Source organism: Gordoniibacillus kamchatkensis (assembly GCF_000829455.1).
Classification (GTDB): Bacteria; Bacillota; Bacilli; order Paenibacillales; family NBRC-103111; genus Gordoniibacillus; species Gordoniibacillus kamchatkensis.
In genome coordinates this window covers 13,647-40,590 of the sequence record NZ_JXAK01000004.1, presented here as the reverse complement: position 1 = coordinate 40,590, position 26,944 = coordinate 13,647, and the positions used below count along the sequence as shown (strand labels likewise).

At 45.7% G+C, this 26,944-nt stretch carries 21 protein-coding genes and 3 pseudogenes; 6 read left to right on the top strand and 18 right to left on the bottom strand.

All coding sequences use genetic code 11. From position 1 onward, the window contains the following. Nucleotides 1–95: 95 nt before the first annotated feature. The 17 genes and pseudogenes from SD70_RS32790 to SD70_RS03375 form a co-directional block, all read right to left on the bottom strand. Complete coding sequence (locus tag SD70_RS32790; RefSeq protein ID WP_052487014.1) at nt 96–4,427, bottom strand: cadherin-like beta sandwich domain-containing protein; 4,332 nt, start codon at nt 4,425–4,427, stop codon at nt 96–98. A 57-nt stretch (nt 4,428–4,484) separates the two neighbouring features. Next, the gene (locus SD70_RS03430) at nt 4,485–4,727 is read right to left on the bottom strand and encodes a hypothetical protein (RefSeq protein ID WP_156157876.1); all 243 of its coding nucleotides are present in this window, start codon (nt 4,725–4,727) and stop codon (nt 4,485–4,487) included. A 35-nt stretch (nt 4,728–4,762) separates the two neighbouring features. Next, the gene (locus tag SD70_RS03425) at nt 4,763–5,209 is read right to left on the bottom strand and encodes a DUF2269 family protein (RefSeq protein ID WP_041045690.1); all 447 of its coding nucleotides are present in this window, start codon (nt 5,207–5,209) and stop codon (nt 4,763–4,765) included. A gap of 149 nt (nt 5,210–5,358) precedes the next feature. Continuing rightward, the gene (locus SD70_RS40195) at nt 5,359–5,607 is read right to left on the bottom strand and encodes a BTAD domain-containing putative transcriptional regulator (protein ID WP_052487013.1); all 249 of its coding nucleotides are present in this window, start codon (nt 5,605–5,607) and stop codon (nt 5,359–5,361) included. Next, the gene (locus SD70_RS36765) at nt 5,604–5,840 is read right to left on the bottom strand and encodes a hypothetical protein (RefSeq protein WP_197080926.1); all 237 of its coding nucleotides are present in this window, start codon (nt 5,838–5,840) and stop codon (nt 5,604–5,606) included. The genes SD70_RS40195 and SD70_RS36765 overlap by 4 nt, the downstream gene beginning before the upstream one ends. Before the next feature lie 87 nt (nt 5,841–5,927). Beyond that, nucleotides 5,928–6,485, bottom strand: a complete 558-nt coding sequence (locus SD70_RS32775; RefSeq protein ID WP_156157875.1) for a LytR/AlgR family response regulator transcription factor — start codon at nt 6,483–6,485, stop codon at nt 5,928–5,930. Nucleotides 6,486–6,496: 11 nt separating this feature from the next. Then, nucleotides 6,497–9,592: a hybrid sensor histidine kinase/response regulator gene (locus SD70_RS03415; RefSeq protein WP_052487010.1), complete on the bottom strand. Its 3,096-nt coding sequence runs from the start codon at nt 9,590–9,592 to the stop codon at nt 6,497–6,499. 113 nt (nt 9,593–9,705) lie between these two features. Continuing rightward, a complete protein-coding gene (locus SD70_RS40190; RefSeq protein ID WP_082053100.1) occupies nt 9,706–10,056 on the bottom strand; it encodes a TniQ family protein in 351 nt (116 codons plus the stop codon). A gap of 105 nt (nt 10,057–10,161) precedes the next feature. Beyond that, nucleotides 10,162–10,824: pseudogene (locus SD70_RS40185) on the bottom strand (hypothetical protein); the annotation flags it as partial. Nucleotides 10,825–11,626: 802 nt separating this feature from the next. Then, a pseudogene (locus SD70_RS03405) lies at nt 11,627–12,453 on the bottom strand (formylglycine-generating enzyme family protein); the annotation flags it as partial. Further along, nucleotides 12,454–12,789, bottom strand: coding sequence for a hypothetical protein (locus SD70_RS40180; RefSeq protein ID WP_041045686.1), 336 nt, complete (start codon nt 12,787–12,789; stop codon nt 12,454–12,456). A gap of 422 nt (nt 12,790–13,211) precedes the next feature. Continuing rightward, entirely contained in the window at nt 13,212–13,487 is a 276-nt protein-coding gene (locus SD70_RS03395; protein ID WP_041045684.1) for a hypothetical protein, read from the bottom strand. Beyond that, nucleotides 13,477–13,635, bottom strand: a complete 159-nt coding sequence (locus SD70_RS35760) for a hypothetical protein (RefSeq protein ID WP_156157874.1) — start codon at nt 13,633–13,635, stop codon at nt 13,477–13,479. The genes SD70_RS03395 and SD70_RS35760 overlap by 11 nt, the downstream gene beginning before the upstream one ends. A 167-nt stretch (nt 13,636–13,802) precedes the next feature. Beyond that, nucleotides 13,803–14,441: an FMN-dependent NADH-azoreductase gene (locus tag SD70_RS03390; RefSeq protein WP_041045682.1), complete on the bottom strand. Its 639-nt coding sequence runs from the start codon at nt 14,439–14,441 to the stop codon at nt 13,803–13,805. A gap of 304 nt (nt 14,442–14,745) precedes the next feature. Continuing rightward, nucleotides 14,746–15,417, bottom strand: coding sequence for an NAD(P)H-dependent oxidoreductase (locus SD70_RS03385; protein ID WP_041045680.1), 672 nt, complete (start codon nt 15,415–15,417; stop codon nt 14,746–14,748). Nucleotides 15,418–15,760: 343 nt separating this feature from the next. Beyond that, nucleotides 15,761–16,966: an MFS transporter gene (locus SD70_RS03380; protein WP_052487008.1), complete on the bottom strand. Its 1,206-nt coding sequence runs from the start codon at nt 16,964–16,966 to the stop codon at nt 15,761–15,763. Between the two features lie 484 nt (nt 16,967–17,450). Next, nucleotides 17,451–19,472: a methyl-accepting chemotaxis protein gene (locus SD70_RS03375; RefSeq protein ID WP_052487007.1), complete on the bottom strand. Its 2,022-nt coding sequence runs from the start codon at nt 19,470–19,472 to the stop codon at nt 17,451–17,453. Nucleotides 19,473–20,155: 683 nt separating this feature from the next. Between SD70_RS03375 and SD70_RS03370 the strand changes: the two genes are divergently transcribed. The 3 genes from SD70_RS03370 to SD70_RS03360 all read left to right on the top strand — a co-directional run bounded on the left by SD70_RS03370 (nt 20,156) and on the right by SD70_RS03360 (nt 22,078). Beyond that, nucleotides 20,156–20,665, top strand: coding sequence for a response regulator (locus tag SD70_RS03370; RefSeq protein ID WP_041045678.1), 510 nt, complete (start codon nt 20,156–20,158; stop codon nt 20,663–20,665). Next, on the top strand, nt 20,662–21,648 hold the full coding sequence (locus SD70_RS03365) for an HD-GYP domain-containing protein (protein WP_231571019.1): 987 nt from the start codon (nt 20,662–20,664) through the stop codon (nt 21,646–21,648). The genes SD70_RS03370 and SD70_RS03365 overlap by 4 nt, the downstream gene beginning before the upstream one ends. A gap of 85 nt (nt 21,649–21,733) precedes the next feature. Further along, on the top strand, nt 21,734–22,078 hold the full coding sequence (locus SD70_RS03360) for an MmcQ/YjbR family DNA-binding protein (protein ID WP_041045676.1): 345 nt from the start codon (nt 21,734–21,736) through the stop codon (nt 22,076–22,078). Nucleotides 22,079–22,410: 332 nt separating this feature from the next. Here SD70_RS03360 and SD70_RS03355 read toward each other — a convergent pair whose 3' ends face one another. Then, entirely contained in the window at nt 22,411–22,677 is a 267-nt protein-coding gene (locus SD70_RS03355; protein ID WP_041045674.1) for an AAA family ATPase, read from the bottom strand. Between the two features lie 172 nt (nt 22,678–22,849). Between SD70_RS03355 and SD70_RS40175 the strand changes: the two are divergent. The 3 genes and pseudogenes from SD70_RS40175 to SD70_RS03340 all read left to right on the top strand — a co-directional run bounded on the left by SD70_RS40175 (nt 22,850) and on the right by SD70_RS03340 (nt 26,668). Beyond that, a pseudogene (locus SD70_RS40175) lies at nt 22,850–24,408 on the top strand (spore germination protein). Further along, a complete protein-coding gene (locus SD70_RS03345) occupies nt 24,408–25,586 on the top strand; it encodes a Ger(x)C family spore germination protein (protein ID WP_041045672.1) in 1,179 nt (392 codons plus the stop codon). The pseudogene SD70_RS40175 and the gene SD70_RS03345 overlap by 1 nt, the downstream one beginning before the upstream one ends. After that, complete coding sequence (locus SD70_RS03340) at nt 25,583–26,668, top strand: GerAB/ArcD/ProY family transporter (RefSeq protein WP_041045670.1); 1,086 nt, start codon at nt 25,583–25,585, stop codon at nt 26,666–26,668. Before SD70_RS03345 ends, SD70_RS03340 begins: the two co-directional genes overlap by 4 nt. Nucleotides 26,669–26,944: the final 276 nt, after the last annotated feature.

Here is a 26,944-nt window from a genome sequence, read left to right as displayed (position 1 = left end):
GTTCTATCACGAGAAACTTGTGGTTCACCTCTCTCAAAATGTCAAACAAGACTGCTTCGAATTTCACTTCAAAGAAGCCTTGCCGGAGAAACGCTTTACTTGCTCTTTTGCGCCAGCATTTTCTGAAGCACCGTTACCGCCTCTGCTCTTGTCGTTTTATCGCCGGGTGCAAATGCGTTCGCGCCTTTGCCTTCGATTACGCCACGCTTTTTCATGGCCGCCACGGCGCCTTTCGCCCAGTCCGGAATGTCCCTGTCATCCGCGAAGCCCGTTACTGCCTTTTCTTCGATCGACTGACCCAAAGCTTTGGCGATCATCGCGGCCATCTCCGGGCGGGTTATTTCGGCATCCGGACGGAAAGTGCTATCCTCATAGCCTGTAATGATGCCTGCATACACCGCCTGCTCGACCGATTTCTGCGCCCAGGCACCGATCTTCGCCTTATCGGTGAACGTCAGCGACGCTCCATCTCCTTGCGGCTTCAACGCATTCATCAGCATAACTGCAAATTCAGCACGCGTTACGGAAGCATCAGGCTTAAATGTGCCATCTGGATAACCGCTTACGATACCGCTTCTTATTGCCTGCATGATGCTTGCTTCTGCCCAATGTCCATTCATATCGCTAAAATTAATCGATTTTTCCATGCCTGGGCTTGAACCCTTTGTCGATATATCGTCCGCTTTGTCAACAGCGAATACAGCAAATTTCGTAAAGTGATTGACCTTTACAGTAATGTGATTGCCATTTTCCACGCCATCAACGACTTCCACCCATCCCTTATTTATTTCGTCATAATAGAAAACGGCTGCCCTTTGATTGTTCTTTAAGGTATTCAGATCGAAAACAAAGGTCAAAGTTACGGGTTTACTAAAGTTTTCCGAGAAGTTTTTCAAAATCTCGAATATAGGGCTGACTGGAACCTCATTATGCGTAAATAGATTTTGTGTGTCCGTCACTTTTTCTATCGACAATTTCAGTTCTTTATCCGTAGCTCCCTTAGGAATAACGACCCTTACCGCATTTCCCAAACTGACATTACCCGTTTCACCTGAAGGAAGCGTTAATTTTCCGTCTGTTGCGGTAACGATGTTGCCACTTGGGGACGACGATGGTGTATCGCCACGGGATGTCGCACTTTGGCCGCGTGTCACTGTGACCCTGTATGTCTTCGTCGTTCCGTTCTGGGCTGTCACTACGATGTTTATCGGGTTAGTCCCAACATTCAGGTAGACGACGCTGCTTGCTTGTCCGTTTGCTGCGGCATTCCCATTTACCGCCAACGTCGCGTTGCTGTCGTACACATTTGCCGTCACGGTTAGACTTGATACGGAGTTTGGCACTGTAGCCGTGTAGACTATTGACCCCGGTGCGAATGCGGGACTTAGCTCTCCGCTCGACAGCGTTAAACTGTTTAAGTCGGCGTTTCCACTTGGTAACATCGATGGTGTACTACCATCGGTTGTCGGACTTAGGCCTCGGGTAACTGTAACCTTATAAGCCTTCGTCATGCCATTCTGAGCTGTCACTAAAATATCGATTAGGTTAGTCCCAACCTTCAGATTGACGATGCTGCTAGGTTGTCCGCTTGCTATGACGCTTCCATTCACCATCACCGTCGCTTTGCTATCGTACACACCAGCCGTTACGGTAAGCATCGATACGGGATATGGCACACTAGCCGCGTAGGCTGTTATCCCTGTTGCGAATGCGGGACTTAACTCACCGCTCGACAGCATTAAACTGCTCAAGTCGGAGTTTCCGCTTAACGGCATAGATGGTGCACTGCCACCAGATGTCGCACTTTGGTCGCGGCTCACGATAACCTGATATACCTTCGTCGTCCCATTCTGGGCTGCCACTACGATGTCAACTGGGTTGCTCCCGACACTTAAATTGATGGCAACGCTTGGTTGGCCGCTTGCTGCGGCAACTCCATTCACCGTCATCGTCGCGTCGCTATCATACACGCTCGCCGTTACTGTAAGACTTGATACGGAAAATGGCACTGCAGCCGTGTAGGCTGTTGCCCCCGGTTCGAATGAGGGACTTAGCTCACCGTTCGAAAGCGTTAAGTTCCTCAAATCGGCGTTGCTGCTCGCTTCAGTTCGGGTTACGTTCACGGTGTAAACCTTCTTGGTCCTATCCTCCGCCGTCACTGTCACCGTAACGGTGTTCTCTCCAACAGGCAGATACACATCACCCGTTACTGCTACACTCGCATGGCTGTCCGATTTCGAGTAGGTTATGTCGGCCCAAGTCAACGAGTTCGGGATGCTTACGCTATACGGACCGGTATTGTTGCTCTCGAATCCTGTCACGGTTGTCCCGTTTACCTTGAGATCCGTCAAGTCGGCATTGTTGGATAGCAGTGAACTACTCGGGTCGTTAACGGAGGCGATGTTAATCGTTACTGTTTTCTGAACGTCAACGTAATAAGTATTATACGTACATTTATAATCGAAACCAGATCGCACGCAACTTTTTTGAAGTCTTTGCTCAGCTACTGAAAATACGAGCGATATTGCGCCAGTAGCGTTCGGGTCGAAGAAGCTAAATGCGACTCCGCATCGCTGATCAGCACTCCGTACTGACCATGTGGGAGACCCAATAACGTTGACACCGGTTATATAGCTGCCGCTAGTGCCAAGAATATCGGAATTTGGAATACAAAACTCTTGCTGCTGCTGCATGTGCTGATCCGACATGGCTTTTGAGGAATCGTAATATACAAGACTTGAAGGAGACATCCGTCTGACATATATCGTATAAGTTTGGATTGTGCCTCTGCCCGCATTCAATTGTAGTTGTATGGTATTTTTCCCATCGGCAAGAGCTATCGACGTGCCCGTGATAGGGGAACCGTTGACCGAAATCGTGATTTGAGATTCCGAGTCCAGAGCTGTAGCCATGATGTCCAGTTGGTCGAAATAGCTTGGCAGATCCTCCAACGTGTAGGACAATACATTTGGATCAAATGCTTGATTGAGATTCACGGTCTGATTATATGAGGTAAACCGCAATTCCTTCAGTTTAGCGATGTCCGTCCCGAGTGTGTATACGGCGGCTTTATCAGAGTACTCTTTTCCGTCATATCCACTCCAGGATAACGAATCAATACCGTTCCAGCCGTCAACCGGTATATAAGCAAGCTGAGGAAGCTCTGTCCTTGTGATTTCCTGCAGCAAGGTCACCGGCGCGCCTTTAAGCAGCAACTGTCCATGCTCCGGCAGTCTCGTGATCTGAATCCGCTGCAGCGGATCACCGTCCACATCTGTATACTGGTTGACAAAATCGTCTTCCTGGAAATGTAGAGTTGTTTCCCCGGAGATCCATTTTTCAGCGTTGGTTACAATCGGCCTCATGTTGACCGCATCGTCGACCGTCACCGTAAAGGCAGAGGAAACTGACGATTCGCCGTCGAAAGCCGTTACGGTAATAACGGAGCTGCCCCGTTGACCCGGCACCGGTTGCATGCGCAGATTCCATGTTTGCCCAATGTCGTTAACGATGAGCCGATCTATCGGGAATAAAGCAGCATTGCTCGAAGCAACAGATACTTGTAAGTTTTCCCTGGCGGTGTCAGGGTCCGTCACTGAAATGGGAATATCAAGCGGCGGATCATTCCCTCTCATTTTGACATCCTGCAATGTCTGAACGATCGGCGGGTTGTTAACGGAGGCGACATTGATCGTCACTGTATTGTGAACTGTCACATAGTAAGTATTCCAATAAACGGTACATGTACCCCACCTATCGTATGAACAATACTTATCAGCTCTTTGCTCGGATACTGAAAAATCAATCGATATCACACCAGTAGCGTTCGGATCAAAGAAGCTGTAGGCGTTCTGTCCGCATTGTGGTTCATATTGCACGGACCAATTGGGAGACCCTGTAACGTTGATACTGTTTAAGTAGCTGCCTCCACCTAAAATGACAGAATATGGGATGCAAAACTTTTGACCTTGCTTCATTTGCTGATCCGATATAGCTTTTGAGGAATCGTAGTATACAAGACCGGAAGGAGACATACGCCTGACATATATCGTATACGTTTTGATCGTGCCTCTGCCTGAGTTTACTTGCAGTTGAATGGTATTTTTCCCGTCGCCAAGAGTTATCGTCGAGCCCGTAGTTGGGGAGCCGTTGACCGTTATCATGATTTGCGAGACCGGGTCCGCAGCTGTGGCCGTGATATTTAGTTGGTCAAAATCGCTGGGCAAGTCCAACGAATAGAACAGTATATTTGGGTCAAATGCTGGTTTGAGATTGACAGTCTGGTTATTTGCGGCAACCCTTAGTTCCTTTAGTTTATCGATATCGTCCGCTGCTTTCGCCTCCGAGACAAACCCGAAAAAGGCGCATGCGAACAGGAGCAGCATAAAAATGACGGCTCCCTTAAAGAAGCTTGTCTTTCCCGCCATTTACATATACACCTCTTTTCACTCTAACAAACAGATACTGAGTCATTTACCCTATCTTCAGTGCTCAATCGTATGCCCATCCAACCAGTTCAACAGATCCTCGAAAAAACGCTCCCGCCCCAAATCATCAAACGGGCGCGCCAATGTTGCGCATGCACAAAAGTTTTGCAAACCACCGCTGTGGTCGCCATGTCCGTGAACGGCAATAACGGTTCCTTTGGCGGAATCCCGCGGAAACATTTTTCTATAAAACAGTTGGGTCCCGTTCACCCCGTAAAAAGTTCCTTCGATTTCTTTCAAATTGATCACCCCTGGCATTCACTCGTATTCCGGGCTCAGAACGGCTTGAAATACATTAACACAATCAACAAAAAGGCAAGCAAGTGCGTAATTCCTTCCAGCTTTCCCGCCTGCTTCCCGATCGCTGTATAAGAGGCAGGAAGGTCTTCGCCGGTATGGTTTGCGAGAATGTCAGCCTGCTCTTTCATTTTCTTCGGCAGCATTCCGATCACAATCACCTGGGCGGCGAAATACAGAACGATAGATGCGATGTACCAACCGGCCTTAAATAACGAAGGGTTCATGATGCCAAGAACAATTCCTGTGACAAGAAGCGTAATACTCCCTATCTTCGGGAGTAGTTCCAGATTCTTAAGAAGCTTCAAAGTGTACTTTGCTTGAGACGCGGTTTTTGCGCACTTAACCACAATGGGGAATCCGAAGGCAGCCCCGAGGCCCATAACCGCGGCTACGATGTGGATGAATACCAATAAACTGTACATGCAATCTAAACTCCTTTTCTTCATAGTCTATATTTCACTAGCTAATGTCGAATTATAGCAAGAGGCTCTCCCAAAATTCTCACAAAATAGAAAGAGAGCCGGAATGGAGCAGCCTCCGTTCCGGCTTTCTGCGAAATCATTTATGCTCATCACGTCGATATGATACTTGCCCCGAGCTCTCGAATTTCGTCCGATGGTTTAAGGCCAAGCTCCGTTTCCAAAAGATTCGCATACCTCTCGTATTGCTTACAAAATAAACTCGTTTCTCCGTCCTCGGCATATAGGCGCAATAGCTGCACCGTCATCTCCTCGTCCAACTGAGCGGATGACAAATAGGTACGAAGCGCTTCTTTCATCGCCTTTCGGTCGCCGATTGTGCGATAAAATTTCGCTATCATGCGGCAAAGCGATGCCTGCTGAACGGATACCTCGGATGCGAGCCCAAACTCCATACGTAATCCTTGCCCCTGAACAAGAGGCCGTTGCTGGTGCGGAGCAGTTGATCCCCTTCGCCCACGTTCCGTTCATCGATCTCGTCCGTTCGGCTCATGAATTCCCGCAGCAGCTCCAAATCCGAAAACCCCGGACCGGTTTGTAAAACATACCCCTCATTGGAGTGAACCAAATCCATATGTATACCTGCGCCCTTCAGCGCCTTTTTCAGCCTGTATACCGTATTGTACAAATTATGCAGCGCACGGTCTTCGTCCAAATCCGGTCAAAGGAGGTTGGACAGCTGCCATTTGCCCGCAAGCCTGTTTGGGTAGGCAAGCAAATAAGCAAACAGCTCCTCCGTCTTCCGGGTCGGCCAACTGAGCAAGGTTCCATCCGCCCCTCTCGTTTCAAATGTGCCAAGGCATCGCACGATCGGTCCCTGTTGGATTAGTGAAAGCGGCCTTCCAGCGGCTTGCAGAACCCGATGCTTCAAGAGCTTGGCAATGACTCGCTCCAGCGCTGCCGGCGTAACCGGCTTCAGTAAATAATCGAGCGCGCTGACACGGAACGCCTCTACCGCATAACCCGGATAGGCCGTCGTAAACACGACTTGCAAGTCTTCGTTCAGCTCTTTTAGCTTTTCCGCAAGTTCGATGCCCCCCATCCGCGGCATTTCGACGTCGAGAAATACCGCGTTCGGCAACAGGAGCGGATACTGGTCCAGAGCGGTGACCGGGCTTGTGAACGTACCGACGACCTCGAGCTCAGCATGCTGAGCGGCAAGCCTCGCCATTAAATCCAATATCGGCTTCTCATCCTCCACAATCATGACACGTATCACTTCTATTCCCCCTAGCTCTTCCGTTTCGGCAAATAAACCGTCACTCGCGTACCTTTCTCCAAAGCGGAATCAATCGATACGCTTGCGCCATGCAAGGCTGCCAGCCGTTTACGGACGTTAGCCATTCCGATGCCGGAACCGACGGGCCGCTCGCCGGCTTTCAATTGATAGAGCACATCATCCGCCATGCCCACACCGTCGTCCGCAATCTCGAATCGGATATAGCCGTGGCCGTCGGTAATCGTTAACGTTACCGTTCCGGTTCCTTCTTTTTCAAACAGGCCGTGCCGAACCGCATTCTCAACAAGGGGTTGAATCGTTAAAGACGGAATGGCTAGCGACTCTAGGCCTTCATCCTGAAACAAATGAAAGTTCAACCGGTCGCCAAAACGAGCTTTCTCGATTTCCACATAAGCTTGAATCAGTTCCAGCTCGGAGCTTAAAGGCACATACGGCGTTTGCAAATCCCGCTGGAACACCGTTCGCAAATAGCGGCTCAGCATGGACAGCAAATAGGCGGCTTTCTCTCCGTCCGTGTAACAGAATGAAATAATGCTGCTAATCGCGTTGTACAAAAAATGAGGCTTGATTTGCGCTTGCAGAAATGCCAGCTCGTTATGAATCGCTTGATCCATAGACGATTTCATCGACAGGAGCGTCCGGACTCTCGCCGTGAGCGTTTTCGGATCAAACGGCTTTGCGATAAAGTCGTTCCCGCCCGCCCGAAAACAAAGCTCTATATCATGCAAAGAATTTTTCACCGTTGAAAACAAAATGGGAAGTTCGATGACGGATCGCGTTTCTCTTATGGTCCGGCACAAATCGATTCCCGATATTTCCGGCATCATGACATCAAGGATGACCAAATCGATGTGTGGATGAGCTTCAAGCTTGTCAAGCGCTTCCTTTGCGGAGAAAGCCGTCAGTACGTTGTACTCGTCCCCCAGCAGATTGAGTAAAATCCGAATATTGGACACCTCGTCATCGACAAGAAGAACGGTATTCGTACGCGTCGGATCCTCGATATCAAATTGAGTACGTCCCGCTAGTACAACCGTTCTGCTTAGCACCGGGGATACAAGCGAACGATCTACCTCCGCCGCCGGGAGAGTAAACGCCATCCGTGTGCCATGGCCCGGTTCGGAGCGCTCCACCCAGATCGCTCCGTCCATCTTTTCGATAAGCTTCCGGCTAATGAAAAGGCCAAGCCCCATCCCCGTATAACCGCCGTTCGATATGGCTTTGTCCGCCTGCTCGAAATATCCGAAAATCGATTCGTGGCTTTCCTTCGGAATGCCTATGCCGGTATCCTCCACCCAAACGGAAACCCTGCCTTCCGCCACCGTGGCGCCGATCTCGATCCATCCCATCTTCGTATGCTTAATCGCATTATGAATCAGGTTGTACAACACCTGCCGCACCCGGTTTTCGTCGGCCATGGCGAACGTTCCCGGTGCGATCCGGTTTTCCCAGTATACATCCTTACCGGCCAATTCGAGTTCGAGCACCTGAAACGTCGTCTCGGCTGCCACTCCAAGATCTACAACCGACCGCTCCAGCTGCAAATCCCCATGCTTCAATCGGACGACATCCAGAAGATCGTTTACAAGGGCGGTAAGCTTCGTCGAAGTATCTTGAATGAGCGTAAGCTCGGATCGTTGGCCTGCTGTCAGCTCGCCCGCCTTCCCGTCGAGCAAGTAGGAAGCCATATTTTGAATGCCGTGCAGCGGCGTTTTCAATTCATGCGACGTGTTTGCCAAAAATTCGTCCTTTAATTTGTCGCGTACAATCAATTGTTCCGTCAACTGCTCTGCCCGTCTCGTTGCATGAGCCAGACGGAGGGCGAGCAGCAAGTTCATGAACACGATGATACAGATGAATGCAACGCGGCGGCCCATATCCGATTCGACCCAGCTAATCCTGTAGATCAAACTGATAAATCGAATCGACGCCATCGCGAGAATGACCCCGACGAGCAGAGCCGTTTCTTTGCGGCCTATTTGCCCGTCCTGTTTCAAGTAAAGCCGGATTGCCCGGTAAAGGTAAAATACGACAAGTAGCGTAAGGTAATTCCAAGGGAGATTCCCCAGCTTCGAATAGGCCTCGAAAGGAAGCGCCAGCACCGCGGCCAAATATACTCCGATCGGAGACACAAGCAGAAGCAGCCATCTCCGGTTCAGAAGCTTGGTGTCCAGATGGTGAAGGAAGAACCCGAGCACAGCTATGTTGGAAAATCCACCGAGAAAGTTTAGTTTTATCACCCATTCGTTTGAGATGCCCGGAAGGAGCTGAAGGATGAGCTTGTCCCCGTCGCTTATGATCAGCACCAGTAAAGTCAGGAAGTACAGCGAGCTGTATAGATAAGCCTTATCTTTCGGCTGCAGCGTGAAGATGCTCAGATGGTAAGCCCCGAACAGCAAAAGAATGAACAGCCCGGTAACCTCAACTGCAAACCAAATATGATCTGCCCGAAGGATATCCTCTTGCAGGCCGAACTGCAGATCCCTAAATCCGCCGGTATTCGGCGAGGTTAAATTGGCCACTTGCAGTACGACGTCCATCTCGCTGCCTTGAATACGGGTATAGGTGGAGTAAGGCGTAGTCCCGGCTTTATAGCTTTGAACGTCCGATGCCGGAGTTCCTGCATTCCCGATCAACATACCGTTTACGAACAAGCGGTGGGCCATCTGTACGTTCGATACCCTAAAGCCGTAGCCTTCATCGCTTTCCTTTAGTTTAACCAACAGCCGGTAAGTGCCCAGCTTCGCTTGACTGGCGCGATCGGTAGAATCTCCTCCCGACCAGTAATTTGGAATATCGGCATAGGCGGCGGATAACCGTGCTGCTTTACCACTGCGAAAATCATCCGGAGTGAGAAGCTCGTCAGGATAGAACAGCCATTCACCGTCGAGATTCACAAAGCCGTCCTTGCCAAAATCCCACCGGTTCAAGTCCAGCACGCCTTGGTGCGCTTGAGGAGCCGCCTTATTCGGCAATGTATATCCGTAAATGGATATTAAAAGGAGGCATGTCAATAACGGGATCAAAATTAACCCTATCGTTCGGTAAACATATCGCGCTTTGTTGTGCCGGCTTAAGCCTTTCAATGCAATTCCTCCTACTTATTCTTACCTATCATATACTTGCCTCACAACAAATTCTATCAAAAACGCCTCTCAAATCTCTCACAAAGCAGTTGACACGAAAAAAGCCAGCAAACTCAAGGGTTTGCCGACTTTTCATGAAAAATACCTTTTTCTTTTTTAGCGAAAGTAATCGCGGACATTGCTACAGTCGAAATACTTGATAATTTGCATCCACATTTACATAAATCATTTATTATGTCTGTTATTGTTATTCTTCTGCCGCAAATAGCACAACTGCTCAATAATATACAGTTATGGATATAACATCTTGTATAAATACTTAAATCCCAAACTTTTCTATAATATAATTTGTCCTTTAAACAAAGGGGACAAAAAGCTTTCATTGTATTTCTAATAGCAACCACATTTAAATTCTTTTGGATTACATTAACTGAGCTATTATGGCCCGCCGCCTTAACTCGCATCTTTGGGCTGGGTTTACTGGAAACTTCACTTTATGTATTTCACTTATCACAATTGAACTTTGTAAGTGTGTTACATTATCTTTATGTTCCATTCGGTTACCCCTATCAATAATTAATTGCCGGATTAAAATTATCGCCTTCGATTAGCACCTTATATATCAATCGTTCTATATTCTCAATGTCTATTACTCCATTGTTATTTATAAAATAACTAATGTCATATGGGAAAAAGCGATAATTGAAATCATACATTCTCCTTTTATCATAGTAATTGCTGATAGCAAAGGAGCGGGTCCACTCCCATATGCCATGAGGCATATTATTAATAACACCGTACAGGCTCATTAGATGCTTATGAATAACGTCATTCCTGATTCCTCTTATGGAGTCCCTTCCCCATATCGATCTTTTATCCCCGAAATGAGAAACTTGTTGCCCAAGAATAAATAAGATAAAATTAATTATTTTTTCTAAGCTTGCCTTATAAAAGAAGTCTGGTAATCGAGTACGATGCAAAGATGTTAGTCGATACGTACCCACAATCAAAGAAAATATTACTTCTTCCTCATAATTTACTTTTGGGGTTTCAGCTTTACAGAAATTAAATCCACAAGGGCACATTAATATCGACTTTCGATTCCAGGATATTAATGACTCGCATTTGGGGCAGCTATCAAGAAGTAAACAATGGTGTTCGGTACAAATTGTATAGAGAAGAATATCCCAGTTTTTTCTCCCATATGGTACCTTTTCAGCTAAGCATTTTGGACAAACTTTAGTTTTTTTTTATCGGCAATACATACTGCGGTATGCCCTCATTACTTTCAAAGGTGGAAGAAAATAGTTGTTTCTCTGGTTTGCCAGATAGAATACTTAGTGATTTTAAACTATAGGAGGTACTATCAAGAAAATTAACTCTGGCCGAAACTGTATTATTAGTAAGATTGGCTAGTTTGTACAAATCAAACGAAGACTCGAAGGAGTTTGCATCGGATAAGCGGTGAATAAAACTAGCAAGACTTTCAGCATTAAAAAGCTGGGGCCTTTTAGGAAGTGCACATAACATACTCATCACCTCTAGAAATAACAACCCAAAGAAACGTTCATCGAGTAGACTAAAAAACAAAGATTCCTTCTTCGTTACGCTTAGCTTGTTTTCATTCCTTATAACTCCCGTGGCAATAACTGCGATCGGACTTAAAATTAACCCTTATTTAAAAAAAGAAGTAGACGGTTTAAAGGTCTACTCCTTTTTTTAGCCAGCCCCCTTGAAGTGGCAAAGATCGTTTAACGATCTATTTCAATCATTACACGATTTGTTCTGCTTTATACTATGTTAAAAAAGTAAAAATCTTGGCCTAAAATAAAAAGTAGGCTTGATTGTTACATCGTCTCTTGGCATTGTTTTAGAACTAAGTAAACATAATATATCAGAATCTAGAACTTGATTTCATTCATTTACACCGCTCCCTTCGAACTGTCCGCGGTAGCCTGCGCGAGCCCGCCTGCGCGGCGATTTCCCCCTATCCCTCAGGGGGCTTCTAGTTTGATTTCATATACCAATGGCTCCTTAAGCATCGGCGGCGTAGCGGAAGCCCATATTGCCTGTCGAGCTGTCTGGGGTATTTTGACTCCGGGCAGCCACACGGTAGCGATTACAGTAGGACTTGTGGCATAAATAGGAGCCGCCACGCATGACTCGGCTTGTCCCGCTTGGCGGACCTGTTGGATTCACCGGCGGCCGGTTCACATGGAAGGTCGGACTGAACCAGTCCGCACACCACTCCCAAACATTGCCGGCCACTTGATACAGACCAAACCCGTTCGGCTCGAAAGTCTTCACAGGCGCTGTCCCGATATATCCGTCCCCGGCATTGTTTTTACCGGAAATTTGCCCTGCCAATTATTGCACATATGTTTACCACCCGGTTTCATCTCATCCCCCCACGGATATCGCTTCTGAACGAGTCCCCCCCGTGCGGCAAACTCCCATTCCGCCTCCGTTGGCAGCCGTTTGCCCGCCCATTCGCAGTAAGCTTCCGCGTCGTTCCAAGATGTATGAATAACCGGATGTTCAAGCCTATCTTCGATACCGGAGCCGGGGCCTTCTGGTGCGCGCCAACTGGCGCCTTCGACGGCAAGCCACCATGGAGTATTCCTTGACGAACCTAGAACTTTGACGCTGTATACGTTTATAAATAGATGAAAGACGTAGGACCATCCGAACTTTTCCGCTTCCGTGACATAGCCGGTGTCGTCCACAAACTTCATGAATTCCAAATTTGTTACCGTATACGGATCGATGTAGAAGGGATCCACAGTAACCTCACGGACAGGTCCCTCTCCATCTGAAGGAAAGCCCTCTCGATCGTCAGTCCCCATCAGAAACTCCCCACCTTATATCCTAGCTAGGTAATTGAAATGACAGATGCGGAACCTGATTATCTCTATCAAATCATCCCCGCCGTGAGAAATGCTAAGGATAAAATTTGCTAATATCGCCGCCGATGACAATACCGCCGGATTTAGCAGATTGATCACTACAGCAAGCACAGAATGCCCAAATACCCGCCAGCGTTCCCAGTAAATGCTGAAGGCTTCCTCCATTCCGCTCAGTACTACTTCAGCGAGCGACTGCACCGTAATGTTGGCTGAGGCGGCAAACCGTCTTCGCAGAGGAGAGTCTTCCTCTGCTACAGCGAAAGCCTGCCGACCAAAGACGGTAATCGTCATCCCTTAAGTGTACACCTCCGAACCTGACAGACTCACATGCAGCTCGACGCCGTTCTCAGTAGCGATATAGTCGGTACGTGCAAACTTTCTCTTATTTACGATCGATGCCGTTAAGTACAACAGTGTCTTTAAAATTCATGAGTCTTTTCCCTCTTTTGAATTTCGATGCAAATTTGTCCGGTTTGGTAATACTATTGCCTTACTTCTTGAGTCGAGTCAACACTAAGGCTCTACACTGGATCCCCAACCTGTTTTTTATTTATTTTCAAGGTTTATGTGTTTTAAGTTTATATTCAACGATCTTCAGATTCTTAAAACACCTGCTTAGAATCAACATTTTTATCTCTGCATCATTTTTATTCATTGGCCTAGTTAGTGTCATATGTTTATAAGCAATACAGTAAAGCAAATCAACACCTACTTTAATTGTCGTTAAAATTGGTCTTACAAAGTAGATTTGACAAAGCTACTTGATAATCCATCGCTAGGCTAAAAAGCATATTAAGTCCGTTATTATTTTGAAATCGTCTTTTTAATATCGAATAAATGATGGGCTTTTCAAATCTTATTAAGGTCACAGCCTCTAAGACTGGTCCCCGCTTCCGCTGAAGTACATAAATTAAATCTATATATTTTTCAATATGGACTTGGTTATCTTCTAGGTTTCTTATGTAATTAGGAATCTCCTTAGCCTTCATTATCAATCCATCCTTTCAATAGCTTTAAGACAGCATCTTTTTCTTTGGTTTCTTGTACATTGAGGGGTAATTTTAAAAACTCATACACATAAAATTCATCAAATTGGGTATCATTTGTTTCATTAGTTTCTCTCGTGCCTGAATACATGTGCGGCCCCTACGATAAACACGATCTGAAACCATACTGTTGTAAGCATCAATTATCGATCAGATCCTCGTATAATCTCTTTACTCGGTAATCAAAAAGGGTATCCGTTCCCGTCAATACGTTCGTGATGGAATGTTCACAGCTTTCTTTTTGACGACCGTAATTGATTAAAAAGTCATCGCACGCTTTTCTGCATCCGAGATACCCTTGCGAATAATTTCATCTGCTCGATCCCGCTCAAAATCATGTCCTTCCACATATATTACTTCTACATTATGTATACCTATGATGTTAAGCACTTGCTTTAAATACGGGTGACTATGATCCATTTTCGTTAAGGGTCCTTGCGAGTAAATACCGCCGCTAACTTGAATATGAATGGCTGTTTTACCTATTAAATGCCCGACAGGACCATTTTCGGTGTAATGAAATGTTTTTCCAACCACCACAATGGAATCGATAAATTCTTTTAATCGTGGTGGAATACTCCAGTTCCACATAGGAGATACAAATACGTATTTATCAGCGCTCGTTACCCGATCTATAAATTGATTTAAAGCATTGATTTTTCGCTGTTCGACTTGACTCAAATCTGAAAATGGAATTCCCCCTCGACGCATTTTCTCCCAGCTGTTAAGGATATCGCGATCCACGATTGGAAATTTCTCTTCATATAAATTTATTTCCTGAATCTCATCATTTGCATGAGTCTCGCAATAAGCTTTAAGAAAAGCTTGTCCTACTCGATGACCAACTGAGCTTTCAATTGATTTTGGATTAGCAGTAATGTATAGAACTTGTGCCATGTTAAATCAAACGCTCCCTTTTTCTTAAATTAATAAAATCCCAAATAAATGACATTTTCTTTCTTTTAGCGTCGTTATATTTTGCAGCCAATCTTAAAGCAGCTACTTCAGCTTCTTTATTGTGTCAGGTCTTTTTGTCGCCATGGGTAAAATTGGGATGACTCCATTGTTACAGTCCCCCAAAGAATCCTACCCGTTAGCACCATAAAAAAGGAGTTGCCGCACCTGCAGCAACCCCCATTCTTAAACTCAAGCACCTGTTAGCGAAACATGTCCCATGTTGCTGAGAAATGTCATCTTAAGTTTATCGCCACTCAACAATCTCATCGAGATGTTGTCTTGTTTGTGGACGTTTGGGATCCTTTTGACGATATCCGAAAGCGACCATACAGGCTACACCGAAATCGTCGCCGTTAATGATACCCTCATTTTGTAAAATAGCGGTCACCCGCTTTTTATCAAAACCTTCGATCGGACAGGAATCAATACCGATTTGAGCCGCGGCTGTCATCATGTTTCCCAATGCTATATAGGTTTGTCTGATTGACCATTCAAAAATGAGACGGTCATTATCTTCGAGTTCTGTTTCGACGAAGGATTTGTAGAAATCGTACCAATCTTGCACAACTTCTTCAGGCATATGATGAATGTCTTTCCACATTTTGTTCACGTGAACCGAGTCAGGCTGTAAGCCTTCTTCTCTTCTGGCCAATATAACTACAAAATGGCTGGCAGTGGCCAGTTGTCCCTTGGCACCGCCAGATACAGGTTTTAATTTTTCGCGAAGAGCTGCATTCTGGATCACGACAAACTTCCACGGCTCGAAGCCAAATGAACTTGGAGACAATCTTCCTGTCTCCAAAATAAAGTGAAAATCTTCATCCGAAATCTTTTTGTTGGTATAAAATGCCTTGCAAGCATGTCTGAACTGGTAAGCTTTTAAAATTTCTTGTTTTTTACTCTCCGTTCCTATCATGCGGAATCAACCTTCCTTTATATTTTACTCTCTTTGATAACCGATCTTGTAATCACAACCACTTTGTGGATTGATGTCAATTAAAGGTGTACTAAAGACTGCTGTGTGGCCGCTTCCAGCTGTACGGTTAAATTTTGGTTGCTTATCGTTCTGAAACCTCCAATATCAAGCGATAGCTTGAATATAATTCAAAAAAAAAACGGAGAACTGTAATGTAATTTACAGTTCTCCATTTTATTTTTTGAAATTATGTAAAACGGCAGAACAACGTAATGTAGATGACAGATGCCGATTCGGTTGGCATGTTAATTTGTAAACTAAACCGCCAAGTACCATTGAGTTATCAGTCAATTTTATATGACGAACTAGCGAAAGGTCCGGCATAGTACCGCGCAAACCTTACGGAATAACCCAACATGTAGAGAACCGTCAGGGAAGCGAGAACATTCAGGACGATCAGAGACACGTACAAGTCAAATACGTAGCTTAGGAGACCAACTCCCACGATGGGAACAATAAAGCCGATGTAACCCGCAAAGTAGAAAGTCGTTATCACCTTCGGCCGCTCCGATGAATTCGGAAGCTCGCCGGCCAGTCGCAGGCTGATCTGGAACGTCCAACCGCTACCCAGTGCCTGAACGAGCACCCCGATCCACATTAGGCTCATGCTTTCCGACGTCCCGGAGAGAACGACAAGCCAGGCTCCGCTAGCCAATAAAGCGATACCGATCCGAAGGCGTACGACTGGCTGTTTGAACCAAGGCAGCATTTGCATCATCGTGCCGCCTCCCATAAGCAGCAGAATCAGGAGACCGGATACGGCAAGATTGGAAGTGTGAATCACGTTTTTCACGAACGAAGGAATCAAGGAGAGAACGGTTCCGTTCAAGGTAAACAGCGTGAAAATGGGCAGCGCACTGAACGACCAGAAATGAGGCTTAATGTCGTTAGACACCCCGAGCGAGATCGATGCCGACGCCGTTCGACGATGTTCCTTCCGGGCTTGAAAATCCTCGTCCTGCGACGTTTCCAGGCCGACCCAAGCGCTCAGCAACAGAACGGTCAAAAGCGAAAACGGCGCGCGCAGCGGCATCAGATACAGATACTCGATGATCAAACCGGCCAAGGCAGGTCCTAGACCGAAACCAACGGAAACGGCCATACCCGATAACATAATCGCTTTGCCCCCTTTCTCTTTGGACGTTTGCTTTAGCAAGAACGCGACTGCGGTGCCCGTAAAGCTTCCATAAGCTATTCCTTCCAGCATTCTCGCCCCGTAAACGAGCCAGGCCTGCTGGCTTGCCATAAAGAGAAGGGTGGCCAGGATCGACAACAGGATGCTAATGCGAAGAACCCGCTTCAGCCCCCAACCGCTTCCTCTGGAGCCGACAATGAGTAAAGAGGGCAGCAGGAAGACCGCATAGACAGCGAATAAAATGGTGATTTGCAGACTGCTTAATCGGTACTGCTCCTGATACAGCGGAAATAAAGGCGACGTAAAAGAAGTTCCGGTGGACATCACGAGGATGACCCATAGCATTTTTTTCATAGAGAACGACCTCGTTTTTATTGGATGATGATTATCTTGCTCTCTTTTTACTGTGGACCGGATGGCATACGCCGTACAGGTCCTCTATCATTACTTTGCTTAAATAGGTCAATGTACTCTAATTCTTTAAGTTCACGTTTCTCACGATCTACAATCAATTTAGGAACCCGAGAACCAGTTTGAGCGCTTTTAACTATATGGTAAGCTGCCATGCTCACATAAGCAGCAGATCCATTATAATCACTATTAAAAACTTGATTAACCAACGTCTATTTGTAGTCGACCCTACATCAAAACCATTCGTTACAACGAAGCTGAATTACTCACCTATTAGCAAATCCTCTGCTATTGAAACATCTGGCAGGATCAACCGCTTGCTCAACAAGCACCGCGAATATTTATCAAATTCATAAGCAAGAAGTAGTTCGAACCTGAGAGGTCACTTCAGTTCAAAGTGTCCTCTCGAGTCGCATTACCGCCTTGTTTATTTCAGCTTGAACCGAGCCACCAATGCTTGCAGTTCCGCCGCCATTTGGGTCAAGGCTTCAGATGAGGACGAAATTTCTTCCATCGATGCCAGCTGTTCTTCTGTAGCGGCAGATATATGCCCGCTTGCGGACGCGGTTGTTTGCGCAACTTTCGCGATTCCTTCAATGGATTGTTCCACTTGGACGCTTCCGTCCGATATCTGCTGCGTTGCGGTCGAAACATCCTTGACCTGGCTGCTCACCTCATCTACAAAGCGCTCAATCTCGGCGAAATAGATGCCGGCCGTATGAACAACTTCGATTCCGAGACTTACTTCCTTGGTTGCCGTTTGCATCGAGTCCTGGGCCTTACCGATCTTCTCGCATATGGTTCGGATCAAAGCAGCGATTTGTTTCGCCGAATGCGATGTTTGCTCGGCAAGCTTCTTCACTTCATTCGCTACGACGGCGAATCCGCGTCCGTGCTCACCCGCTCTGGCCGCTTCGATAGAAGCATTCAACGAGAGCAAATTCGTTTGTTGGGCGATTTCCGTAATGACTTCCGTAATTTTGCCGATTTCTTGAGAAGTATCCGCCAACTGTACAATGACTTGCGCGAGTTCGTCCACAGAGCCATTAATAGAACTCATTTGAACTTCTACGGTTTGAATCGCCCGCCCGCCTTCGGCGGATTTCTGAGCAGCGCTCCATGCGGTGTCGGCAACCGACTGGGCGTTTGCTGCGATTTGTTGGATTTTTGCCGATACGTCTTGGATGGTTTGGGCGCTATCTTCTACCGTTTGTACTTGATGGTTCGCCCCTTCCGCCATCTGTTCTATTGAGCTTGCAATATGCTCGGTGGCTTTGGATGTTTGCTCAGCGCTGCTCGACAGCTGCTCAGAAGAAGCGGCCAATTGACTTGACGATTCGCTGACTTCCACGAGGACGGCTCTGAGTGAATCCGCCATAAGGTTAAATATGACGGCAAGTTCGCCGAATTCATCTTTCGACTTGATCTCGACACGCTGGCTTAAATCTCCCCAGCTGATTTCCTGGGCCGTGCCTTTCAAAATTTGTAAAGGAGAAGCTATCATACGCACAATGAAGAATACGATAATCGCTCCTGCCAACAAGGAGATGATCACCACAAGAATCGTCGCATGAAAAATCGGAGCAGCCTCTTGGTTCACTTCGTCTACCAACCAAGTGCCAGCCAGCTTCCACCCGGTCATCGGATTCGTTGTGAACACAAGTTTCTTTGGTTGATTGTCAATCGGATTGGTATAGTCGAATGAGCCGGAATCAGAAGCAAAAACACCATTAACATCCCCGCCGACTGCAATTCCCCCCTCTTTTTGCGAAGGATGATATAAAAACTTTCTCTTGGAGTCATAGAGAACCATATATCCCTGTTTGCCGATTTTCACTTTTGAAATCATGTCATTCAGCGCTTTCAAGCTCAGATTCAGGTTCACGACGCCATGATTGTCATTCACCATCCTCGCAATCGAAACGACTACGTCACCTGTTGCGGGCGATATTCGCGTATCCGTGATAATCACTTTGCCCTGATTATCATTGGCTTTCGTATACCAATCTGTTTTTCTGGGATCATAATCGGAAGCGATCTGTACCGGCGGCGATACCATAATCACCCCATTATCCGTTCCGACGGCAATGTTCTCGACCTCCGGATGAATTTGTTTAAATGCATCCAGTATTTCTCTTACTTTCGGATCTTCGTCTCCTTGTTTCGTGCCTATGGATTCCGCAGCTATTTGTTGAGACAGGAAGTCGATATTATTCATTTCGGCTTCTATCATTAGCGATATGGTTTCATTCAGGGTGTTCACGCTATCCGAAGCGGCATTCTTCATTTCGGCATCGACTTTGCTTTTCGCCGATTGATAGGAAATGCTTCCAATGGCGATACTCGGCAATAACAGAATAGCGACAAATGCCAACACCAATTTGCTTTTGGCCAGTCGGAGTTTGGAAAAGAACGCAGCTATTTTTATAGATCGCAGCCATTTTTTCATCTTCTTGATAGACCTCCAAGTATGTAATGGTTAAAGTCCGGGCTTTGACGCTGCATGAAATTCGGATTGACAAACTTGAAATTCCAATCCTTCCTTTTCCAGGACCCCCTGTTCCGCGAAATCAAAGGAATTGTTGTCCGATTGAAGGGATAACGAATGATCCGGTTTTTGCGGGCTAATCACTATAATTTGCGCTCCAGCACAACCGACCCTTTCGCGAGTTCTTCAAATAAGATGACATCCCGGCCTAGTGCGTTTGTTAATTTAAAGTCCACCGCCTTCTCGCCTGGTTGCTTCCCGGAAGCGATCCCCGATTTCTGAAGTTCCTCAATCATTTGACCAATCTTGATCTGCGCTACAATCGGTGAATTGGCCTTAACTGTTGTATGGCCACTTCCAACTATTCAGTTTAATTTTGGTTGCTCATCGTTCTGAAAACTCCAATAACGAGTGATAGCTTGCTTGAATATAAATCCAACATAAAGAAGAGTTCAGTAATGTAGTTTACAGATTGAAATTGGGTAAAAACGGTAGAACAATGTAGTGTAGCTTAAAGATGCCGATTCGGTCGGCATGTCCTAAGGAGGTTGATTCTATGGTCGCCAAGTTGCCGAAACTGAGGTGAATGTCTCAAAAACATCACTCCTCTTGATGTTTTTGATTTTTACTCGGGAGGGATAGATGTGGCAAGAATTCTGATTGCTGATAATAACCCTTCAATTCGTTTCTTGATCGCTGTTTTAGTTACCAAATCAGGCCATGAGGTTGTCGAGCAAGCTAATGATGGACTCGAGGCACTAAACGCATACTCAAAAACGAATCCCGATTTATTGATCGTCGATTATAAAATGCCAATCGCAAAAATCAATTCTAAGTCGAATGGAGACATACTCATTCGTAAAAAAAGGAGTGATTCAATGCGATCTCTATTCAACAGGGAACATCATCTTCTTTTTGGACAATTCGTATGTCGGGGTTCCAAGCTTAAGGCGGGAGACACCATATCAGCAATGTTTTTTAGTGGGACGACTGGAGTATGGACAAGCCTTAAATCTGCAAAGAAAGTTATTGTGAAGAAGATGTTTGAAGGCAAAATTATTGTGGATCGGTATAGTGTGGATATCTCTGAGCCAGTTGAAGAAAAGACGTTTGACCGCAGTACCATTAGACAAATGGCGAAAGAAAGCGGGTGATTCCTATCGATAATACATGGTTTATTGGGAGAAGATTAAACAACAATATCTATTCCAAGCAAGGCAGCTTGCTTCTGCCAAAGAACAATATTTTGGAGGCTCGCCATCTTGATCTTCTACGTCAGCATGGAATCGAGATTATGGCAGAAGATACCGAGTTGGTCATCGAAGCACTCGTTGATGAAGCGATATCTGAAGTTCAGTCGATCTATGAAAAGATACATCATAATTCCAGTCAACTTTCAAATCAAGTTATCCGTCATACTGTGATGCCGAAAATTCAAGAACTGTGTTTCAATAACAACCTTTCAAACGTCATATTGGCCTTAACCAAGAAAGATCATTACACTTATCGGCATTGTATCGGTGTTGCAGTCATCTCCTACTTAATTGGTAAATGGTTGGGACTGAAAGATGAGGAACTGAATGATCTCACCGTCGCGGGCTTGCTACATGATCTTGGAAAGACCAAGATACCTGACTCGATATTGAAAAAAGTGGGTAAACTCAGTGCGGAAGAGTATTCAGAAATGAAACGCCATACTCACTTTGGGTATGAAATGATTGGCAATCTTCCAGGCATGACGGAACAACAAGCCTTGGTTGCTCTTCAGCATCATGAACGGGAAGATGGCAGTGGTTATCCTTTCGGGGTCTGTGGTGATAAGATCACTCATTTCTGCAAAATAGTAACGGTTGCCGATGTGTTCCATACGATGGTTTCAGAAAGGGTGTATAAGAATCCAGTTCCCTTATACCAGGTGTTTCAAGAAATCTATCAACGTTCTTTCGGATTGTTCGATCCAATAATTGTTCAATGCTTTATAACCAACGTCATGAACAGAATGATCGGGGATTCGGTTCTCTTATCAGATGGTAGAGTGGCTCGCATAGTTATGCTTCATCCAGATGACTTGATCAATCCACTGGTTGAGCTTCAAGGGGAATATTGTGATCTGCGGCAGTCTAAAATAAAATCGTAAGCTTTGCCAGCAACCAGTAACAGTTAGCTTGAGGAAACTCTTACATTTCACGTTACGATGTCAATTACGAAGGAAATGAGCCCGTATGCAAAATAATTTCATCAAATACTGTCTAAACAAAAATGGAGCGATTATGGATTATCCCTTGGGACCCGATCAAGATCCATTCGCTATAAAAATTGCAGGTAAAATATTCGCTCTTTTTTATGAGGAAAAAGGGTACTTGAACCTAAAATGCGACCCAGTGATTGCGGAAAATTTGAGAGAGCAGCATGAAGACATTCGACCGGGGTATCATATGAACAAACAGCACTGGAATACGATTATTCTCGAGGGTTCTTTGCCAGAGTCGGCTATCTTTGAAATGATAGACCACTCTTACGATTTGGTTGTTAAAAGCCTTCCTAGGAGCATCCGGGAGTCTATTTAGTTTAACAATTTTTGGATACCTATCATACAAATGTGTTTCCTTATTTTTACATGACGAAGGCTGCGCTCCCGTATCTCAAGGCAGGAAGGGACAGATCCGCGTAAACCGCGGATTTTTTCATTTTCACGATATAAGTTAATGTCCAATTCGCACGACAAAAACTTGCATATCGTTAGCCGAAAGGACAAAAACTTATCGATATCATTTGCCCGGAGCCAAGCAATGGAGGGCACCCACTCAGCAGCGGTCGGCCGGTCGGCGGGGGCCAAATCCATCACTACCGCATAGTGCTTGAGTTGCCGGAAATCCGGATGTTGTTGTGAATGCCTGTATTATACGTGTATCCTTTCGGATGACGAGCCAACCGTTCCGTGCCGCCAAGCGGTGACGTCTACCAGCCGCATCTTCCCGATACCGGCCTCGCCTTGGATGAATATGGTCTGCATGCGTCCGTTCCGCGCCTTATCCATCGCCTCGCTCAGCCGCTCCAGCTGCTCGGTCCTTCCGACAAACGGAAGGCCTTCATACTCGGACATCCATGTCTTCATGTTGGAGATGCCATTCCCTTTCGCTGCATGCGCACTTCTCGATACCCACATTATTCGACATCCGCCGATGTCTTCCCTTCCCTTTCGATCAACCTCTCCTCATCCGATATTGTGTGGGCTAAACTACGGCTAAAATCCCAGCGATAAGGAAAAAATGAAACTTAGCGATTACGACATGCAGAGTCGCCGTTCAAAACATCCCGTTAAATGACTGAGGTATGCCATGTCTACTACACAAAATACAAGTTCTAACGGTAACCTGCCTGATGAAGCACTCCATGCTCCGATAAGCAAATCTTTAGAAAAGAATGAACTGATTCTCAGAAATACGTTTAAAAGTTGTTATGATATCGTCTTTCGGCGTATCCAAATTTTCGGACAAATCAATGCTCTATTGGTTTATTTGGATGGTTTGGTGGATACCAAGGCATTGGATAACCTATTGTTAAAACCTTGGATGTTAGAAACTCCCCGTCCCGGATTGGGGGAGTTAAACGCTGTTGATTTGATGTTGATACAACAGCTGGTCTCCATCGCAAAAACAAAAACTGTGGAGACAATAGACGATATTGTACAAAGTATTTTATCCGCCAATGTCGTTATCCTATCGGATGGATTAAGCCATGCCGTTATTGCCGAATTGAAAGGCTTCGAACAGCGAGCCGTTGAAGAGCCCGCCAATGAGACGACGATTCGGGGACCAAAAGAAGGTTTTACGGAAAACATTAATGTGAATACAAGCCTGGTTCGCAGGAAAATTCAGAGCACGAAACTTAAAATGGAGTCCATGACCGTCGGCAATCTTTCCAAAACGACTATTGTCATCGCCTACATGGAAGGCCTCGCAAAAGAATCGATCGTTGAAGAAGTTCGAAAACGAATCAGTCGAATTCAAATCGATACCGTGCTTGGCGGGAATTTTATTGAGGAGTTCATAGAAGATCACCCGTTCACATTATTCCCGCAAGTGCAGAATACCGAACGCCCGGATATTGTCGCCTCATGCCTTGCGGAAAGAAAAGTAGCGATTTTCATCGATGGCACACCTTTTGCACTGATCGTCCCCTGTTCCTTATGGAACGCATTTCAGTCGGCTGATGATTATTACGAGCGGTTTCTATACGCTACCCTCATCCGTTGCTGCGAATGCTATTGATTATCACTACGCTATTCTTGCCTTCTCTTTATGTTGCAATCACGACGTTTCATCCGCAATTGTTGCCCACTAATTTTTTGCTCAGCATCACATCTGCTCGCGAAGGGGTTCCCTTTCCGGCGGTCATCGAAGCATTTATGATGGAATTTTTATTCGAAGGTTTACGCGAGGCCGGCATACGATTGCCGAGGCCAAGCGGTTCGGCGGTCAGTATTGTCGGGGCTCTCGTTATCGGCCAAGCAGCCGTTCAGGCAGGGATCGTATCGGCTCCGATGGTCATCGTAGTTTCCCTGACAGGAATTGCATCTCTCATCACCCCCAGATACAGCATGGGAGTGGGATTTCGAATGCTCCGTTTTCCGATGCTCCTTTTTTCAGGGATGTTCGGGTTATACGGAGTGACGATGGGATCTTTATTCCTTCTCATTCACCTGACGAATCTGGAGTCATTCGGAGTCCCTTATTTAAGTCCGATAGCCCCATTATCAAGAACGGAATTAAAGGATGTATTGATTCGCGCGCCAAGATGGAATATGCATACCCTCCCGTTATCCGGTTCTACCCAAAATCATTTGCGATTCCCCAAAGGACAAAAACCAGGCGGCTTCCAAGGAGACGAAGCATAATGAAACACCGCCCGACAGCTTTCCTATTTCTGATACTCTGTATCGCTTTAACGACAGGTTGTTGGGATCGTGAAGAGCTAACGGACAGAGTCTTTGATCTTGCCGCATCGACTGATCTTAACAAGGATGGGACGTATTTAACTGCCGCTCAATTCATTATTCCCTCCAGAATTGAGCAAAGCTCAAAAGGAGGAATCGGCGGTGAAAAACCTTATTTTATCGTGACGGGCAGCGGTAAAAATATTCTGGAAGCCATTCAGAAAACACGACAAAAACTTTCTCGCATTATCACCCGCGGTCATCGACGCAATTATTACATTGGAGAGGATCTGGCTAAACAAGGAATCAAAGATTTGTTGGATGAGTTTTCTCGAGATCCGGGCAATCGAATTCGAATGGACATGTGGGTGGTCAAGGGAAATACAGGCTTGGAAGTTTTGCAAGTGCCCTACCCTCTGGAGAAAATTCCTGCGGTCGCAACACTCAAAATACATAAAGCGATTGGAGCTGCTTCAGGCACAACCTTTCTCGAATTTTTGATGGCCTCCAGTACCGAAGGAAGCTGCCCGACTTTGCCCGTAGTAGACATCGTACCGGGAGACTCTTCGCAAAGAACGATCCGATTATATGGTCGCGCTATTTTTAATCACGATTATCAATTAGCCGGTTATATAAATTTTGTAGAAGGCGCTTATCGAGCGTGGATTCTCAAAGAAATATCTTACTTGGAAGCAGAGGAATATATTCCCGAAGCAGGCGGGAGCGTCGGCGTCGTCATTACAAATTTTGGAATCAAGTTAAAAAGCAGCATATCACCGGAAAATAAGGTGAAGATGGAGATTGAGCTAAGCGGAGTGGGACGTGTTTCAGAAAACAATACGAATTTGGATCTAAGAATGCTGAAAAATTTGAAACTTGTGCAGAACACGATCAATAAGAAAACGAGCGAGCATGTTCTTGAAATGGTCACTAAAGTTCAAAAACAATATGGTGCCGATGTACTTGGTTTCAATGAAACTCTGAATCGTCAGCATCCAAGAGAATGGAACAAAATAAAAGGACAGTGGGATACGATATTTAAGGACATAAAAGTCACGGTCAATGTAAAGGTAAATTTAAAAAGTGTCGGCTTGGTCGGGCCGCCGCTCCAATTTAAGGAAGGTGATAGTAAAAAATGAAAATTTCCGGATATCAGCTATTTTGGCTTATTTTCACAATGGAATTTGGGATGACGGCCATTTACAGCCTCTCGTCCGACGCTTTTGTTGCCAAACAAGACGCATGGATTTCAATCATCGTCGCAACCCTGATCTGCATATTCACTACATTTGTCGCAGTCAGATTAAGCCTCCTTTACCCGGAGCAAACCTTTATTCAATACAGTCAGTCGATTCTCGGAAAATGGCTGGGAAAAATCATACTGGTTCCTTACATTTTGATGTGGGTCTCCGTGACCGGAATCATTTTAAGGGAATATGCGGATTTTGTTTTCGTTGCTTTATTCAGTTCGACGCCGCTATGGATTGTCATTCTCATTATGTTAGGCGCTATCGTATATGTCACCTATTCCGGAGGTCTTAGAAGTATCAGCCGTTGCAGCGAAATCATCGGTCCTATTACCGTTTTAAGCACAATTCTCGTCATTTTATTAAGCGTGAAGGATTGGAACTGGCTTAGAATACTGCCGGTTTACTCCAACTCGGGATTGTTGCCCATTGTTAAAGGAGGTTTATCTCCTGCCTCCTTCCTAGCCGAATCCTTTATGGTGGTCATGTTAATCGCTTTTATGACCAAACCCGAGCGAGCTCTAGTCTCTTCCTTAGCTGGGGTTGCAGCAGCTTCATTCGCCGTTTTGGTTATGACATTGTTCATCATTATGGTCTTAGGGCCTAATTTGCCGGCTAAATTTATCTATCCTATGTACTCTGTTGTAACGTATATTTCCGTAATGGAATTTATCCAAAACGTGGATGTGTTGAATGTCTTGATTTGGATCATCGGCATTTTTATTAAAGCATCCCTTTATTTCTTTATTACCAGTTACGGTACTGCGCAATTTTTTCACATCAAAAAATGGAAAAACACCATTTGGTTGATAGCGCCTATTGTTTTTGTCATTTCACTGCTGCCGCGAAACACGAACGAAGTCATGAATTTCGCGAAGTTTTGGCGTGATGTGATATTTCCTGTAAATCTCGTCGGCATTCCTTTACTATTGTGGATTATTGGTTCTATTCGAAAAAAATACATGTTACAGTAGCAATTTCAGAGGCGCATAACACTCTTATCATTCATGGCCGGAATTTCCTTGAAAATATCGCTCACGACGAATGACACGCATGGCTGCTTGTCCGACGACGTATCGTGCTTCTCTTCATCCGCCATGCTCTACTCCCTCTTGAAAATAAACAGCACCCCAACAAAGCAACACACTGTGCTGCGGTTTGTGAGGTGCTTCCCCGGTCACCGTTTCTTTTTCCGGTTATCAATCGCACGTGCGGCTTATGATATCGATAAGTTTTTGTCCTTTCGGCTA